A 12,544-nucleotide genomic window follows, 5' to 3' on the forward strand; every position below is an offset into this window, starting at 1 on the left:
CCGGGAGCCGTCTGTTTCGCAGACTGCATGCAAGGAGACCAGATGAGCGCCAGCAACGACTACGCCGTCGAGCTGAAGGGAGTGACCTTCAAGCGCGGGGAGCGGAGTATCTTCGATAACGTCGATATCGCCATTCCGCGAGGCAAGGTCACGGCCATCATGGGGCCGTCCGGCTGTGGCAAGACGACCTTGCTGCGCCTGATCGCCGCCCAGTTGATGCCCGCCCGGGGCGAGGTCTGGGTGGCCGGGAACAACCTGCCGAGCCTCTCGCGCAGCGAGCTGTTCGACATGCGCAAGCAGATGGGCGTGTTGTTCCAGAGCGGCGCGCTGTTCACCGATCTCGACGTGTTCGAGAACGTCGCGTTCCCGCTGCGCGTGCATACCCGCCTGCCCGAGGAGATGATCCGCGACATCGTATTGATGAAGCTGCAGGCGGTGGGGCTGCGCGGTGCCGTCGAGCTGATGCCCGACGAGCTCTCCGGTGGCATGAAGCGCCGCGTCGCACTGGCCCGGGCGATTGCCCTGGATCCGCAGATCCTCATGTACGACGAACCGTTCGCCGGCCAGGACCCCATCGCCATGGGTGTCCTGGTGCGCCTGATTCGCCTGCTCAACGACGCTCTGGGGATCACCAGTATCGTGGTCTCCCACGATCTGGCCGAAACCGCTTCCATCGCCGACTACATCTACGTGGTGGGCGACGGCCAGGTGCTCGGCCAGGGGGCGCCGGCGGAGCTGATGGAGTCGGACAATCCGCGCATCCGGCAATTCATGAAGGGCTCGGCCGACGGTCCGGTGCCGTTCCATTTTCCTGCCCCGGCCTATGCCGACGACCTGCTGGGAGGCACCGATGCGTAAGCGTTCGCTGTTGGACCGGATTGTCCTGCTCGGGCGTGCCGGCCTGGACGTGCTGGCGGCACTGGGGCGCTCGACGATCTTCCTCGTGCACGCGCTGTTCGGCCGCAGCGGGCTGCACAATGGCCTGGCCCTGCTGGTCAAGCAGCTCTATTCGGTCGGCGTGCTGTCGCTGGCGATCGTCGTGGTTTCCGGCATCTTCATCGGCATGGTGCTGGCGCTGCAGGGCTACAACATCCTCAGCAGCTACGGCTCGGAACAGGCGGTCGGGCAGATGGTGGCGCTGACCCTGCTGCGTGAGCTCGGGCCGGTGGTGACGGCCTTGCTGTTCGCCGGGCGCGCCGGCTCCGCGCTGGCGGCCGAGATCGGCAACATGAAGTCCACCGAGCAGCTCTCGAGCCTGGAGATGATCGGTGTCGATCCGCTCAAGTACATCATCGCCCCACGTCTGTGGGCGGGCTTCATCTCGCTGCCGTTGCTGACGCTGATCTTCAACGTGGTTGGCATCTGGGGCGGGGCGATGGTCGCCGTGGACTGGCTCGGCGTCTACGAGGGCTCGTTCTGGGCCAATATGCAGAACAGCGTCGACTTCCATTCGGACGTGCTCAATGGCGTGACCAAGAGCCTGGTGTTCGCGCTGGTGGTCACCTGGATCGCGGTGTTCCAGGGCTACGACTGCGAGCCGACGTCCGAGGGTATCAGCCGGGCCACGACCCGCACCGTGGTATACGCCTCGCTGGCGGTGCTCGGCCTCGATTTCATTCTGACCGCATTGATGTTTGGAGATTTCTGATGCGTATCCGCACACTGGAAATGGGTGTCGGCCTGTTCCTGCTCGCCGGCCTGCTGGCCCTGTTGCTGCTGTCGCTGCGTGTCAGCGGGCTGAGCGTCGGCAACGCCGATACTTATAAACTGTATGCCTATTTCGACAATATCGCCGGTTTGACGGTCCGATCCAAAGTGACCATGGCCGGCGTGACGATCGGCAAGGTCACGGCGATCGATCTGGACCGCGACAGCTACACCGGTCGCGTGACCCTGGAAATCCAGCAGGACGTGGACATCCTGCCGGCCGACTCCACGGCATCGATCCTGACCGCCGGCCTGCTGGGCGAGAAGTACATCGGCATCAGTGTCGGCGGCGACGACGAGCTGCTCAAGGACGGCGACACCATCCAGGACACCCAGTCCTCGCTGGTGCTCGAGGACCTGATCGGCAAGTTCCTGCTCAATTCGGTTAACAAGGAGTAACTTTCCATGATGACTGCCCTGCGTCGCGGCCTGCTGGTGCTGCTGGCCGTACTGCCTCTGGTCTCCCATGCGGCCCTGAGCGCCCACCAGGTGATCCAGCGGACCACCGATGAACTGCTGGCCGACCTCAAGGCCAACAAGGAGCAATACCGCAGCGATCCGGCGGCCTTCTACGATTCGCTGAACGAGATCCTCGGCCCGGTGGTCGACGCCGACGGCATCTCGCGCAGCATCATGACGGTGAGATATTCGCGCAACGCCACGCCCGAGCAGATGACGCGCTTCCAGGAGAACTTCAAGCGCAGCCTGATGCAGTTCTACGGCAATGCCCTGCTGGAGTACAACAACCAGCAGATTCGCGTGCTGCCGCCCAGCGGCAAGCAGGATCCCAAGCGCACCAGCGTCGGCATGGAAGTGGTCGGGCGCCAGGGCGAGGTCTATCCGGTGTCCTACACCATGGTCAACGATGGCGAGTGGCGCGTGCGCAACGTGATCATCAACGGCATCAACATCGGCAAGCTGTTCCGTGACCAGTTCGCCGATTCCATGCAGCGCAACGGTGGCGATCTGGACAAGACCATCGACGGCTGGGCCGAGGTGGTGGCGCGGGCCAAGGACACCGAGGCCGGTCAGCAGGCTGCTGGCAATGACTGACGGCAGTATCGAGCGGGGCGCGGACGGCGTGCTGCGCCTGGCTGGCGTGCTGGACTATCGCAGTGGCCCGGCGCTACGCGAGGCCGGCCGGGCGCTGATCGGCGACGCTCGAGATTCGCTGACGCTGGATTGCTCGGCGGTCGAGAAGTCCAGCAGTGTCGGCTTGTCGCTGCTGCTGGCCTTCATGCGCGATGCCCGCGCTGCAGGCATCGCGCTGCACATCAGCGGCCTGCCCGAAGACATGCAGAAGATCGCCGGCGTGTCCGGCCTGCTGGATATCCTGCCGCTGGGCAGCGCTTCGCTCGAAGGAACTGCCGAATGAAGATGCGCTGGGCCGAGAATCTGCGCGAAGGCGTCCATGCGCTCGCCGAAGCGCTGGGCAACCTGCTGGTCGAGAGCTTCCACTACCTGGCGCTGTTCGCCATCGGCGGCGTGACGGCCTGGGCGGCCGTCATGGCGTTCCTCGGCATGGTCGAGAAGGGCCACATCACGGTCGATGACATCCTCCTGCTGTTCATCTACCTCGAGCTGGGCGCCATGGTTGGCATCTATTTCAAGACCAACCACATGCCGGTGCGCTTCCTCATCTACGTGGCGATCACCGCACTGACCCGCCTGCTGATTTCCGACGTCTCGCATCATCATCGTCCCGACATGGGCGTGGTCTACGTCTCCGGTGCGATCCTGCTGCTGGCGCTGGCGATCCTGGTGGTGCGCTTCGCCTCCTCGCGCTTTCCGGCCGTGCAGGGCGACAGTGCCCGGCCGCCGCGCGAGCGCAGTGAGCCGGCCGCCGAGACGCTGGATTGAGACGCTTGCGTCGGTTCGGCGCGGATCGGGGTTCGCAGCCTTCGGGCTTTTTTGTATGATGGCCGGCCCGTGCGCGTCCTGCGCCGATCGAGGTTGAACATGCAGGCCCTAGAAGTGAAGAATTTCCTGGAAGAGAAGCTTCCGGGAGCCCAGGTGGAAGTGGAAGGCGAAGGCTGCAACTTCCAGCTCAACGTGATCAGCGACGAGCTGGCCGGCCTGAGCCCGGTCAAGCGCCAGCAGCAGATCTATGCTCATCTCAATCCCTGGATCGCCGACGGCAGCATTCACGCCGTCACCATGAAATTCTTCAGTCGTATCGACTGGGCCGGGCGCGCCTGACCGAGCGCCAGCCGGCGACATCCATTCATACCAAGGCCGAGCGCGTCGCCAGCGACTGCGCCGCCCCTTCGACAGGCCTTCCGGCCTGCGGGTTACGGGAACATCCATGGACAAACTGATCATTACCGGCGGCATTCGCCTCGATGGCGAGATTCGCATCTCCGGCGCGAAGAACTCTGCCCTGCCGATCCTGGCCGCCACCCTGCTGGCCGACACCCCGGTTACCGTCTGCAACCTGCCGCACCTGCACGACATCACCACCATGATCGAGCTGTTCGGCCGCATGGGCGTGCAGCCGATCATCGACGAGAAGCTCAGCGTCGAGGTCGATGCCAGCAGCATCAAGACCCTGGTCGCGCCCTATGAGCTGGTGAAGACCATGCGCGCCTCTATCCTGGTGCTCGGCCCGATGGTGGCGCGTTTCGGCGAGGCCGAAGTAGCGTTGCCGGGCGGCTGCGCCATCGGCTCGCGTCCGGTCGACCTGCACATCCGCGGTCTCGAGGCCATGGGCGCGCAGATCGAAGTGGAAGGCGGCTACATCAAGGCCAAGGCGCCGGCCGGCGGCCTGCGCGGTGCGCACTTCTTCTTCGATACCGTGAGCGTGACCGGTACCGAGAACATCATGATGGCCGCCGCCCTGGCCAATGGCCGCAGCGTGCTGGAAAACGCCGCGCGCGAGCCGGAAGTGGTCGACCTGGCCAACTTCCTCAACGCGATGGGTGCGAAGATCAGCGGCGCCGGCACCGATACCATCGTCATCGACGGCGTCAAGCGCCTCGGCGGCGGCCGCTACAGCGTCATGCCCGACCGCATCGAGACTGGCACCTATCTGGTGGCCGCTGCGGCGACCGGCGGGCGGGTGCGCCTGAAGGACACCGATGCGACCCTGCTCGAAGCCGTGCTGCACAAGCTGGTCGAGGCGGGCGCGCATATCGATGCCGGCAGCAACTGGATCGAGCTGGACATGAAGGGCAAGCGGCCCAAGGCCGTGAACGTGCGCACCGCGCCGTACCCGGCATTCCCCACCGACATGCAGGCGCAGTTCATCGCCCTCAACGCCATCGCCGAAGGCACCGGCACGGTGATCGAAACGGTTTTCGAAAATCGCTTCATGCACGTCTACGAAATGAACCGCATGGGCGCGCAGATCCTGGTCGAGGGCAACACCGCCGTCGTCACCGGCGTCGAGCGGCTCAAGGGCGCCCCGGTCATGGCCACCGACCTGCGCGCTTCCGCCAGCCTGGTGATCGCCGGCCTGGTGGCCGAGGGCGATACGCTGATCGATCGCATCTACCACATCGACCGTGGCTACGAATGCATCGAGGAGAAGCTGCAGCTGCTGGGCGCGAAGATTCGCCGCGTGCCGGGCTAGGAGCAGAGAACGTACTGTGATGACCGGTCTCCGTAGGAGCGGGCCATGCCCGCGAAAGGCCGCCGCGCTTGTGTGCGGGATTGTTCGCAGGCATGGCCTGCTCCTACAGGAAAAGGTTACGGATAATATGTCCTTTTCCATAAGAGCCAGCTTTTGACCGCCGAACGCGCGCAACCCAAAGGATTAACGCAATGCTCACCATCGCCCTGTCGAAAGGCCGCATCCTCGATGACACCCTGCCATTGCTGGCGGCCGCCGGCATCGTGCCGACCGAGAATCCGGACAAGAGCCGCAAGCTGATCATCCCGACCACCCAGGATGACGTGCGCCTGCTGATCGTCAGAGCCACCGACGTGCCCACCTATGTCGAGCACGGCGCGGCCGACCTCGGCGTCGCCGGCAAGGACGTGCTGATGGAGTACGGCGGCCAGGGCCTCTACGAACCGCTGGACCTGCAGATCGCCAACTGCAAGCTGATGACCGCAGGCCGGGTCGGTGCGCCGGAGCCCAAGGGCCGGCTGCGGGTGGCGACCAAGTTCGTCAACGTCGCCAAGCGCTACTACGCCGAGCAGGGCCGCCAGGTCGACATCATCAAGCTCTACGGCTCGATGGAGCTGGCGCCGCTGGTGGGCCTGGCCGACAAGATCATCGACGTGGTCGATACCGGCAATACGCTGCGCGCCAACGGCCTGGAGCCGCAGGAACTGATCGCCACCATCAGCTCGCGGCTGGTGGTGAACAAGGCCTCGATGAAGATGCAGCACGCGCGCATCCAGGCGCTGATCGATACGCTGCAGGCCGCTGTCGAGCAGCATCGGCATTGATACGCTTCGCGGTTGCCACCGCGCCTGCCTATCCGTGTCATAGCCGAAATTCTCGGGTGCCCGCACGGTGGGCTTGATATTCTAGCGGCGCCTGAGAGCCTGCCTTCCGATTCGTCGTATGCAGTTTTCGATGCTTAGCCAACCATGAGGCCCGCTATGACCGCTCCCACCGCCATTCGCCGACTCAACGCTGCCGATGCCGATTTCGCCCGGCATCTGGATCATCTGCTGAGCTGGGAAAGCGTGTCCGACGACGGCGTCAATCAGCGGGTGCTGGAGATCATCCAGGCCGTGCGCGAGCGTGGCGATGCGGCGCTGGTCGAGCTGACCCAGCGCTTCGACGGGCTGGAAGTCGCCGCGATGGCCGACCTGATCCTGCCGCGTGCGCGCCTCGAGCAGGCGCTCGAGCGCATCACCCCGGCGCAGCGCCAGGCCCTGGAAGTCGCCGCCGAGCGGGTGCGCAGCTACCACGAGAAGCAGAAGCAGGATTCCTGGACCTACACCGAGGCCGACGGCACCGTGCTCGGGCAGAAGGTCACTCCGCTGGATCGCGCCGGGCTCTACGTGCCGGGCGGCAAGGCCTCCTATCCCTCGTCGGTGCTGATGAACGCGATTCCGGCCAAGGTCGCCGGGGTGCCGGAAGTGGTCATGGTGGTGCCGACCCCGCGTGGCGAGATCAACGAGCTGGTGCTCGCCGCCGCTGCCCTGGCCGGCGTCGACCGGGTGTTCACCATCGGCGGGGCCCAGGCCGTCGCTGCCCTGGCCTACGGCACCGAGAGCGTGCCGCCGGTGGACAAGATCGTCGGCCCGGGCAACATCTACGTCGCCACCGCCAAGCGCCACGTGTTCGGCAAGGTCGGCATCGACATGATCGCCGGGCCTTCGGAGATCCTCGTGGTCTGCGACGGCCAGACCGATCCGGACTGGATCGCCATGGACCTGTTCTCCCAGGCCGAGCACGACGAGGATGCGCAATCGATTCTGGTCAGCCCGGACGCGGCGTTCCTCGACAAGGTCGCCGAGAGCATCGCGCGCCTGCTGCCGACCCTGGAGCGCGCCGATATCGCGCGCATCTCTATCGAGGGGCGTGGCGCGCTGATCCAGGTCGCCGACATGCAGCAGGCCATCGAGGTGGCCAACCGCATCGCCCCGGAGCACTTGGAGCTGTCGGTCGCCGAGCCGGAGCAGTGGTTGCCGCAGATCCGCCATGCCGGCGCGATCTTCATGGGCCGCTACACCGCCGAGGCGCTCGGCGACTACTGCGCCGGGCCCAACCACGTGCTGCCGACCTCGGGCACCGCGCGTTTCTCGTCGCCGTTGGGCGTGTACGACTTCCAGAAGCGCTCGTCGATCATCAACTGCTCGGCCGAAGGTGCGTCGAACCTGGGCAAGGTCGCCTCGGTGCTGGCGCGCGGCGAATCGCTGACCGCCCACGCCCGCAGCGCCGAGTACCGGATCAAGTAAGTCGTAGGGTGGAAAACGGCCGCAGGCCTTTTCCACCTGACGTCACTGGGTGGAAAACATTTCGCGGTTTTCCACCCTACGGCAAACCGACCACATTCGAGGAGAGAAGGGCGGATGAGCAAGTTCTGGAGCCCCTTCGTCAAGGACCTGGTGCCCTACGTGCCGGGTGAGCAGCCTAAGCTGAGCAAGCTGGTCAAGCTCAATACCAACGAGAATCCCTACGGCCCGTCGCCCAGGGCGATCGCGGCGATGCAGGCGGAGCTCAACGACAACCTGCGGCTGTATCCGGACCCCAACGGCGAGCGCCTCAAGCAGGCGGTGGCCGATTACTACGGCGTGCGGCCGGCCCAGGTGTTCGTCGGCAACGGTTCCGACGAGGTGCTTGCGCATGCCTTCCACGGCTTGTTCCAGCATGGCCGTCCGCTGCTGTTCCCCGACGTGACCTACAGTTTCTATCCGGTCTATTGCGGGCTCTACGGCATCGACTACGAAACCATCGCGCTGAACGAGCAGTTCCAGATCGATGTGGCCGATTATCAGCGTCCGAACGGCGGCATCATCTTCCCCAACCCGAATGCGCCGACCGGTTGCCTGCTGGCGCTGGAGGCCATCGAGCGGCTGCTGCAGGCCAATACCGATTCCGTGGTGCTGGTGGACGAGGCCTATGTCGATTTCGGCGGCGAATCGGCCATCGCGCTGGTCGATCGCTATCCGAACCTGCTGGTGACGCAGACGCTGTCCAAGTCCCGTTCGCTGGCCGGGCTGCGCGTCGGCCTGGCGGTCGGTCATCCGGATCTGATCGAGGCGCTGGAGCGGATCAAGAACAGTTTCAATTCCTATCCGCTGGACCGTATCGCCATCGCCGGCGCGGCCGCGGCCTTCGAGGACCGGGCATATTTCCAGCAGACCTGCCGGCAGGTGATCGCCAGCCGCGAGGCGGTGGTGGCGGCCATGCAGGGGAAAGGATTCGAGGTGCTGCCTTCGGCGGCGAACTTCATCTTCGCCCGCCACCCGCAGCGCGATGCCGCCGGGATCGCCGCCAGCCTGCGCGAGCAGGGCGTTATCGTCCGCCACTTCAGGCATCCGCGCATCGAACAGTTCCTGCGCATCACCATCGGTACGCCGGAACAGAACCAGGCGCTGCTGGACGCGCTCGGCTAGCATGAGCTGCTTGCTGTAGCGGGGCATCGGGCAGGCCTGCGGCCTGCATCGCCGCGAGGTCGCGCCTCCCACAGAGGGGCGGTGTGCACTTGCTGCTTTGGTGGTGGCTCGCTGCTTTTGTGGGAGGCCCGCCCTCGGGGCGATGCTTTTTGAGCTTCAAGCTTCAAGCTTCAAGCTTGAAGCTTCAAGCTTCGGCTTTTGGCGCCTACTTCGGCGCGGTGTTCACCGGCGGACGTATGCCCACTTCGGCCGTCAGCGTCAGCGGCTTGCCGTTGCGCAGGATATCGATGTCGATCTTGTCGCCCGGGCGGGTTCGGGCGACCTGGTTCATCGAGCTGCGTCCGTCGGCCGATTGCACGCCGTCGATGCTGAGGATCAGGTCACCCGGCTGCAGGCCAGCGCGTTCGGCCGGGCCGTCCCGGTAAACGCCGGCCACCACGATGCCGGGGCGCCCCTCCTGGCCGAAGGATTCGGCGAGTTCCTGGGTCAGCGACTGCACCTCGACCCCCAGCCAGCCGCGGATCACCTGGCCGTGCTCGATGATCGATTTCATCACTTCCAGCGCGAGCTTCACCGGGATGGCGAAACCGATACCCTGGGAACCGCCGGACTCGGAGATGATCGCCGTGTTGATGCCGATCAGGTTGCCGCCGGTGTCCACCAGCGCGCCGCCGGAGTTGCCCCGGTTGATCGCCGCATCGGTCTGGATGAAATCCTCGTAGGTATTGAGGCCCAGCTGGTTGCGTCCCGTTGCGCTGATGATGCCCATGGTCACCGTCTGGCCGACGCCGAACGGATTGCCGATGGCCAGGGTGACGTCGCCGACGCGAATCCGGTCCGAATGACCGAGGGTGATCACCGGCAGGTTGGCAAGATCGATCTTCAATACCGCAAGGTCCGTCTCGGGATCGCTGCCGATCACCCGTGCCAGTGTCTCGCGGCCATCCTTGAGCGCCACCACGATCTGCTCGGCATTGGAGGTCACGTGGTTGTTGGTCAGCAGGTAGCCTTCCGAGCTCATGATCACCGCAGAGCCCAGGCTGGACTCCATGCGTTGCTGCCTCGGCAGGTTGTCGCTGAAGAAGCGCTGGAAGAGCGGGTCCTTGGCCAGGGGCTGCCGTTCGGTCTTTTCGATCACCTTGGTGGTATAGAGATTGGCCACCGCCGGGGCGGCGTCCGATACCGCGTTGGCGTACGAATAGGGGCCTTGTTGCGGGGCCGTGGCTTTCAACGGTGCCTGCTGCAGCCCGATGCTCTGCTCCTGGATGCCCACCAGATGCGGATAGCGCTGGATGATCAGCAGGGCTACGAGTACGCCGACCAGCAACGGCCAGCCAAGGAAACGCAGGGCATTGAACATCGCTTGGGGGTCCGGACAGAGTTGCGAGCGCAGGGAGCGCCCCTTAAGGTGGCGGCATTATACGAAGCTGAAGCTGAATTGCAGCTTCGTGCGTGCAGATTTGTCGCACCCGCTCGTGGGCCGCACGTTGCGCCGCGGGCACCGCGGCATCACCCAAGAGGTTTTTTTTCATGGCCATTGCGCTGACCACCCTGGTCGAAGAAGCGGACCGCTACCTGAATGCCGCCAGAATCGCCGATTACTGTCCCAATGGTCTGCAGGTCGAGGGGCGCCCCCAGGTACGGCGGATCGTCAGCGGTGTGACGGCCAGTCAGGCGCTGCTGGATGCCGCCGTCGAGGCGCAGGCCGACGTGGTGCTGGTCCATCACGGCTATTTCTGGAAGAACGAGGACGCACGCATCGTCGGCATGAAGCAGCGGCGCTTGAAGACGTTGCTGGCCAACGATATCAGCTTGCTGGCCTACCATCTGCCACTCGACGTCCATCCCGAGGTCGGCAACAACGTCCAGCTGGCTGAATTGCTCGGGCTTACCATCGAAGGGCCGCTGGAACCGGACAATCCGCGCTCGGTGGGCCTGGTCGGCTCGCTGGAAACGCCCCTGGCGCCGGTGGACTTCTTGCGCCGGGTGCACGAAGCGCTCGGTCGCGAGCCGTTGATGATCGAGGGCGAAGGCCCGATCCGGCGCATCGCCTGGTGTACCGGCGGAGCCCAGGGCTATATCGAGCAGGCGGTTGCGGCAGGAGTGGATGCCTACCTCACGGGGGAAATCTCCGAGCCCACGGCGCATATCGCCCGGGAAAATGGTCTGAGCTTCTTTGCGGCCGGCCACCATGCCACCGAGCGTTATGGCGTTCGTGCCCTGGGCGACTACCTTGCGCATCGGTTTGCCATCGAACACCTGTTCATCGACTGTCCGAATCCGGCTTGAGCTCTGGCAGGCGCCATGGCGCCTCGGATTCGGAAGGTCGGGCGCCGATCAGCAGCATCGGTATAAATCTAGAAGTTTTAGGTCTAACAGCTGGCCTGATTAGAATCTAAAGCCGTGTTAGAGTTTGCGCCACTTCGAGCGGCCGGCCGGCCGTCCCACTTGCCAATTCGTGAGTAGTCATGGTCGATAAACTGACGCATCTGAAACAGCTGGAGGCGGAAAGCATCCATATCATCCGCGAGGTCGCCGCGGAGTTCGACAACCCGGTGATGCTCTACTCCATCGGCAAGGATTCGGCCGTGATGTTGCACCTGGCCCGCAAGGCCTTCTTTCCGGGCAAGCTGCCCTTCCCGGTGATGCACGTCGATACCCGCTGGAAATTCCAGGAAATGTATCGCTTCCGCGACAAGATGGTCGCGGAGATGGGGCTCGATCTCATCACCCACGTCAATCCGGACGGCGTGGCCCAGGACATGAACCCCTTCACCTACGGCAGTGCCAAGCACACCGACGTGATGAAGACCGAGGGGCTCAAGCAGGCGCTGGACAAATACGGCTTCGATGCCGCGTTCGGCGGTGCCCGCCGCGATGAGGAGAAGTCCCGGGCCAAGGAGCGCGTGTATTCCTTCCGCGACAGCAAGCATCGCTGGGACCCGAAGAATCAGCGTCCCGAGCTGTGGAATCTCTACAACGGCAAGGTGAAGAAGGGCGAGTCGATTCGCGTCTTCCCGCTGTCCAACTGGACCGAGCTGGACATCTGGCAATACATCTATCTTGAGCAGATCCCGATCGTGCCGCTGTATTTCGCCGCCGAGCGCGAAGTCATCGAGAAGAACGGCACGCTGATCATGATCGACGACGAGCGGATCCTCGAGCATCTTTCCGACGAGGAAAAGTCCCGTATCGAAAAACGCATGGTGCGCTTCCGCACCCTCGGCTGCTACCCGCTGACCGGCGCGGTGGAGTCCACCGCCACCAGCCTGCCGGAGATCATCCAGGAAATGCTCCTGACCCGCACCTCCGAGCGCCAGGGCCGCGTCATCGACCACGATGCCGCCGGGTCGATGGAGGAGAAGAAGCGGCAGGGATACTTTTAACAACAGCCGGAAGCCGAGAGCTTTAAGCTGGAAGCTTGAAGCCAAAAGAGCAGGAGTGCTGCGTGGATTTCGAGAAACTGGACGTATGGAAACGCTCAGCGAGATTGTCGGTAGCGCTTTATCAGCACCTGAGAAACTCCCGTGAGTTGGGTTTTAAGGATCAAGTCACCCGCTCGGGATTATCGATTCCCAGCAATATTGCCGAAGGCATGAGCAGGGAGGGTATTAGGGGGAAGGTGCGGTTCCTGCTGATTGCCAACGGCTCCTATGCAGAATTGCGAACGCAACTTTATATAGGTCGTGAGGCAGGCTTCGTAGCTGAGGAGTTCGCAAGGCCGAGCATTCAGGAAACTCGTGAAATCGCCGCCATGCTGTCCAGCCTGATTCAGACCATTCGTCACGATTCATAGATCTATAGCAGAGCGCAAGCT

Annotated in this window: 15 protein-coding genes; 14 read left to right on the forward strand and 1 reads right to left on the reverse strand. The window is 64.1% G+C overall.

Translation table 11 applies throughout. The features are described 5' to 3' along the window. Nucleotides 1–42: 42 nt before the first annotated feature. From CXK94_RS12540 to hisC, 11 genes are all read left to right on the forward strand, one after another. Nucleotides 43–858: an ABC transporter ATP-binding protein gene (locus tag CXK94_RS12540; RefSeq protein ID WP_102894587.1), complete on the forward strand. Its 816-nt coding sequence runs from the start codon at nt 43–45 to the stop codon at nt 856–858. Next, a complete protein-coding gene (mlaE, locus tag CXK94_RS12545; protein ID WP_037038467.1) occupies nt 851–1,648 on the forward strand; it encodes a lipid asymmetry maintenance ABC transporter permease subunit MlaE in 798 nt (265 codons plus the stop codon). The genes CXK94_RS12540 and mlaE overlap by 8 nt, the downstream gene beginning before the upstream one ends. Continuing rightward, nucleotides 1,648–2,106 carry an outer membrane lipid asymmetry maintenance protein MlaD gene (gene mlaD, locus CXK94_RS12550; RefSeq protein ID WP_037038468.1) on the forward strand — a complete coding sequence of 153 codons (459 nt, stop codon included), beginning with the start codon at nt 1,648–1,650 and terminating at the stop codon, nt 2,104–2,106. The genes mlaE and mlaD overlap by 1 nt, the downstream gene beginning before the upstream one ends. Before the next feature lie 6 nt (nt 2,107–2,112). Then, nucleotides 2,113–2,760 carry an MlaC/ttg2D family ABC transporter substrate-binding protein gene (locus CXK94_RS12555; RefSeq protein WP_037038470.1) on the forward strand — a complete coding sequence of 216 codons (648 nt, stop codon included), beginning with the start codon at nt 2,113–2,115 and terminating at the stop codon, nt 2,758–2,760. Further along, nucleotides 2,753–3,082, forward strand: coding sequence for an STAS domain-containing protein (locus tag CXK94_RS12560; protein ID WP_102894588.1), 330 nt, complete (start codon nt 2,753–2,755; stop codon nt 3,080–3,082). The genes CXK94_RS12555 and CXK94_RS12560 overlap by 8 nt, the downstream gene beginning before the upstream one ends. Further along, the gene (locus CXK94_RS12565; protein WP_102894589.1) at nt 3,079–3,567 is read left to right on the forward strand and encodes a phosphate-starvation-inducible protein PsiE; all 489 of its coding nucleotides are present in this window, start codon (nt 3,079–3,081) and stop codon (nt 3,565–3,567) included. The genes CXK94_RS12560 and CXK94_RS12565 overlap by 4 nt, the downstream gene beginning before the upstream one ends. A gap of 99 nt (nt 3,568–3,666) precedes the next feature. Then, a complete protein-coding gene (locus CXK94_RS12570; protein ID WP_102894590.1) occupies nt 3,667–3,906 on the forward strand; it encodes a BolA family protein in 240 nt (79 codons plus the stop codon). A 106-nt stretch (nt 3,907–4,012) separates the two neighbouring features. Continuing rightward, nucleotides 4,013–5,278, forward strand: coding sequence for a UDP-N-acetylglucosamine 1-carboxyvinyltransferase (murA, locus tag CXK94_RS12575; protein WP_102894591.1), 1,266 nt, complete (start codon nt 4,013–4,015; stop codon nt 5,276–5,278). Nucleotides 5,279–5,469: 191 nt separating this feature from the next. After that, a complete protein-coding gene (hisG, locus tag CXK94_RS12580) occupies nt 5,470–6,102 on the forward strand; it encodes an ATP phosphoribosyltransferase (protein ID WP_102894592.1) in 633 nt (210 codons plus the stop codon). Between the two features lie 156 nt (nt 6,103–6,258). After that, nucleotides 6,259–7,566 carry a histidinol dehydrogenase gene (hisD, locus tag CXK94_RS12585; protein ID WP_037038478.1) on the forward strand — a complete coding sequence of 436 codons (1,308 nt, stop codon included), beginning with the start codon at nt 6,259–6,261 and terminating at the stop codon, nt 7,564–7,566. A gap of 114 nt (nt 7,567–7,680) precedes the next feature. Then, entirely contained in the window at nt 7,681–8,727 is a 1,047-nt protein-coding gene (hisC, locus tag CXK94_RS12590; protein ID WP_102894593.1) for a histidinol-phosphate transaminase, read from the forward strand. A gap of 205 nt (nt 8,728–8,932) precedes the next feature. Here the strand turns inward: hisC and algW are convergent, their stop codons facing one another. Continuing rightward, entirely contained in the window at nt 8,933–10,087 is a 1,155-nt protein-coding gene (gene algW / locus CXK94_RS12595; protein WP_037038482.1) for a Do family serine endopeptidase AlgW, read from the reverse strand. A 170-nt stretch (nt 10,088–10,257) separates the two neighbouring features. Between algW and CXK94_RS12600 the strand changes: the two genes are divergently transcribed. The 3 genes from CXK94_RS12600 (at nt 10,258) to CXK94_RS12610 (ending at nt 12,523) form a co-directional block, all read left to right on the forward strand. Then, nucleotides 10,258–11,016: a Nif3-like dinuclear metal center hexameric protein gene (locus CXK94_RS12600; RefSeq protein ID WP_102894594.1), complete on the forward strand. Its 759-nt coding sequence runs from the start codon at nt 10,258–10,260 to the stop codon at nt 11,014–11,016. A gap of 179 nt (nt 11,017–11,195) precedes the next feature. Next, nucleotides 11,196–12,113, forward strand: a complete 918-nt coding sequence (gene cysD, locus CXK94_RS12605; protein WP_102894595.1) for a sulfate adenylyltransferase subunit CysD — start codon at nt 11,196–11,198, stop codon at nt 12,111–12,113. 62 nt (nt 12,114–12,175) lie between these two features. Beyond that, complete coding sequence (locus CXK94_RS12610) at nt 12,176–12,523, forward strand: four helix bundle protein (RefSeq protein WP_102894596.1); 348 nt, start codon at nt 12,176–12,178, stop codon at nt 12,521–12,523. Nucleotides 12,524–12,544 lie beyond the last annotated feature (21 nt).

Source organism: Stutzerimonas stutzeri (genome assembly GCF_002890915.1).
Classification (GTDB): Bacteria; Pseudomonadota; Gammaproteobacteria; order Pseudomonadales; family Pseudomonadaceae; genus Stutzerimonas; species Stutzerimonas stutzeri_AF.

Bases quoted from the DNA above. Each gene is read 5' to 3' on its own strand.
- mlaE (WP_037038467.1), top strand. From the start codon at position 851: ATGCGTAAGCGTTCGCTGTTGGACCGGATTGTCCTGCTCGGGCGTGCC.
- cysD (WP_102894595.1), top strand. From the start codon at position 11,196: ATGGTCGATAAACTGACGCATCTGAAACAGCTGGAGGCGGAAAGCATC.
- hisD (WP_037038478.1), top strand. From the start codon at position 6,259: ATGACCGCTCCCACCGCCATTCGCCGACTCAACGCTGCCGATGCCGAT.
- murA (WP_102894591.1), top strand. From the start codon at position 4,013: ATGGACAAACTGATCATTACCGGCGGCATTCGCCTCGATGGCGAGATT.
- CXK94_RS12565 (WP_102894589.1), top strand. From the start codon at position 3,079: ATGAAGATGCGCTGGGCCGAGAATCTGCGCGAAGGCGTCCATGCGCTC.
- algW (WP_037038482.1), bottom strand. From the start codon at position 10,087: ATGTTCAATGCCCTGCGTTTCCTTGGCTGGCCGTTGCTGGTCGGCGTA.
- CXK94_RS12555 (WP_037038470.1), top strand. From the start codon at position 2,113: ATGATGACTGCCCTGCGTCGCGGCCTGCTGGTGCTGCTGGCCGTACTG.
- CXK94_RS12570 (WP_102894590.1), top strand. From the start codon at position 3,667: ATGCAGGCCCTAGAAGTGAAGAATTTCCTGGAAGAGAAGCTTCCGGGA.
- hisC (WP_102894593.1), top strand. From the start codon at position 7,681: ATGAGCAAGTTCTGGAGCCCCTTCGTCAAGGACCTGGTGCCCTACGTG.
- hisG (WP_102894592.1), top strand. From the start codon at position 5,470: ATGCTCACCATCGCCCTGTCGAAAGGCCGCATCCTCGATGACACCCTG.
- CXK94_RS12560 (WP_102894588.1), top strand. From the start codon at position 2,753: ATGACTGACGGCAGTATCGAGCGGGGCGCGGACGGCGTGCTGCGCCTG.
- mlaD (WP_037038468.1), top strand. From the start codon at position 1,648: ATGCGTATCCGCACACTGGAAATGGGTGTCGGCCTGTTCCTGCTCGCC.
- CXK94_RS12540 (WP_102894587.1), top strand. From the start codon at position 43: ATGAGCGCCAGCAACGACTACGCCGTCGAGCTGAAGGGAGTGACCTTC.
- CXK94_RS12600 (WP_102894594.1), top strand. From the start codon at position 10,258: ATGGCCATTGCGCTGACCACCCTGGTCGAAGAAGCGGACCGCTACCTG.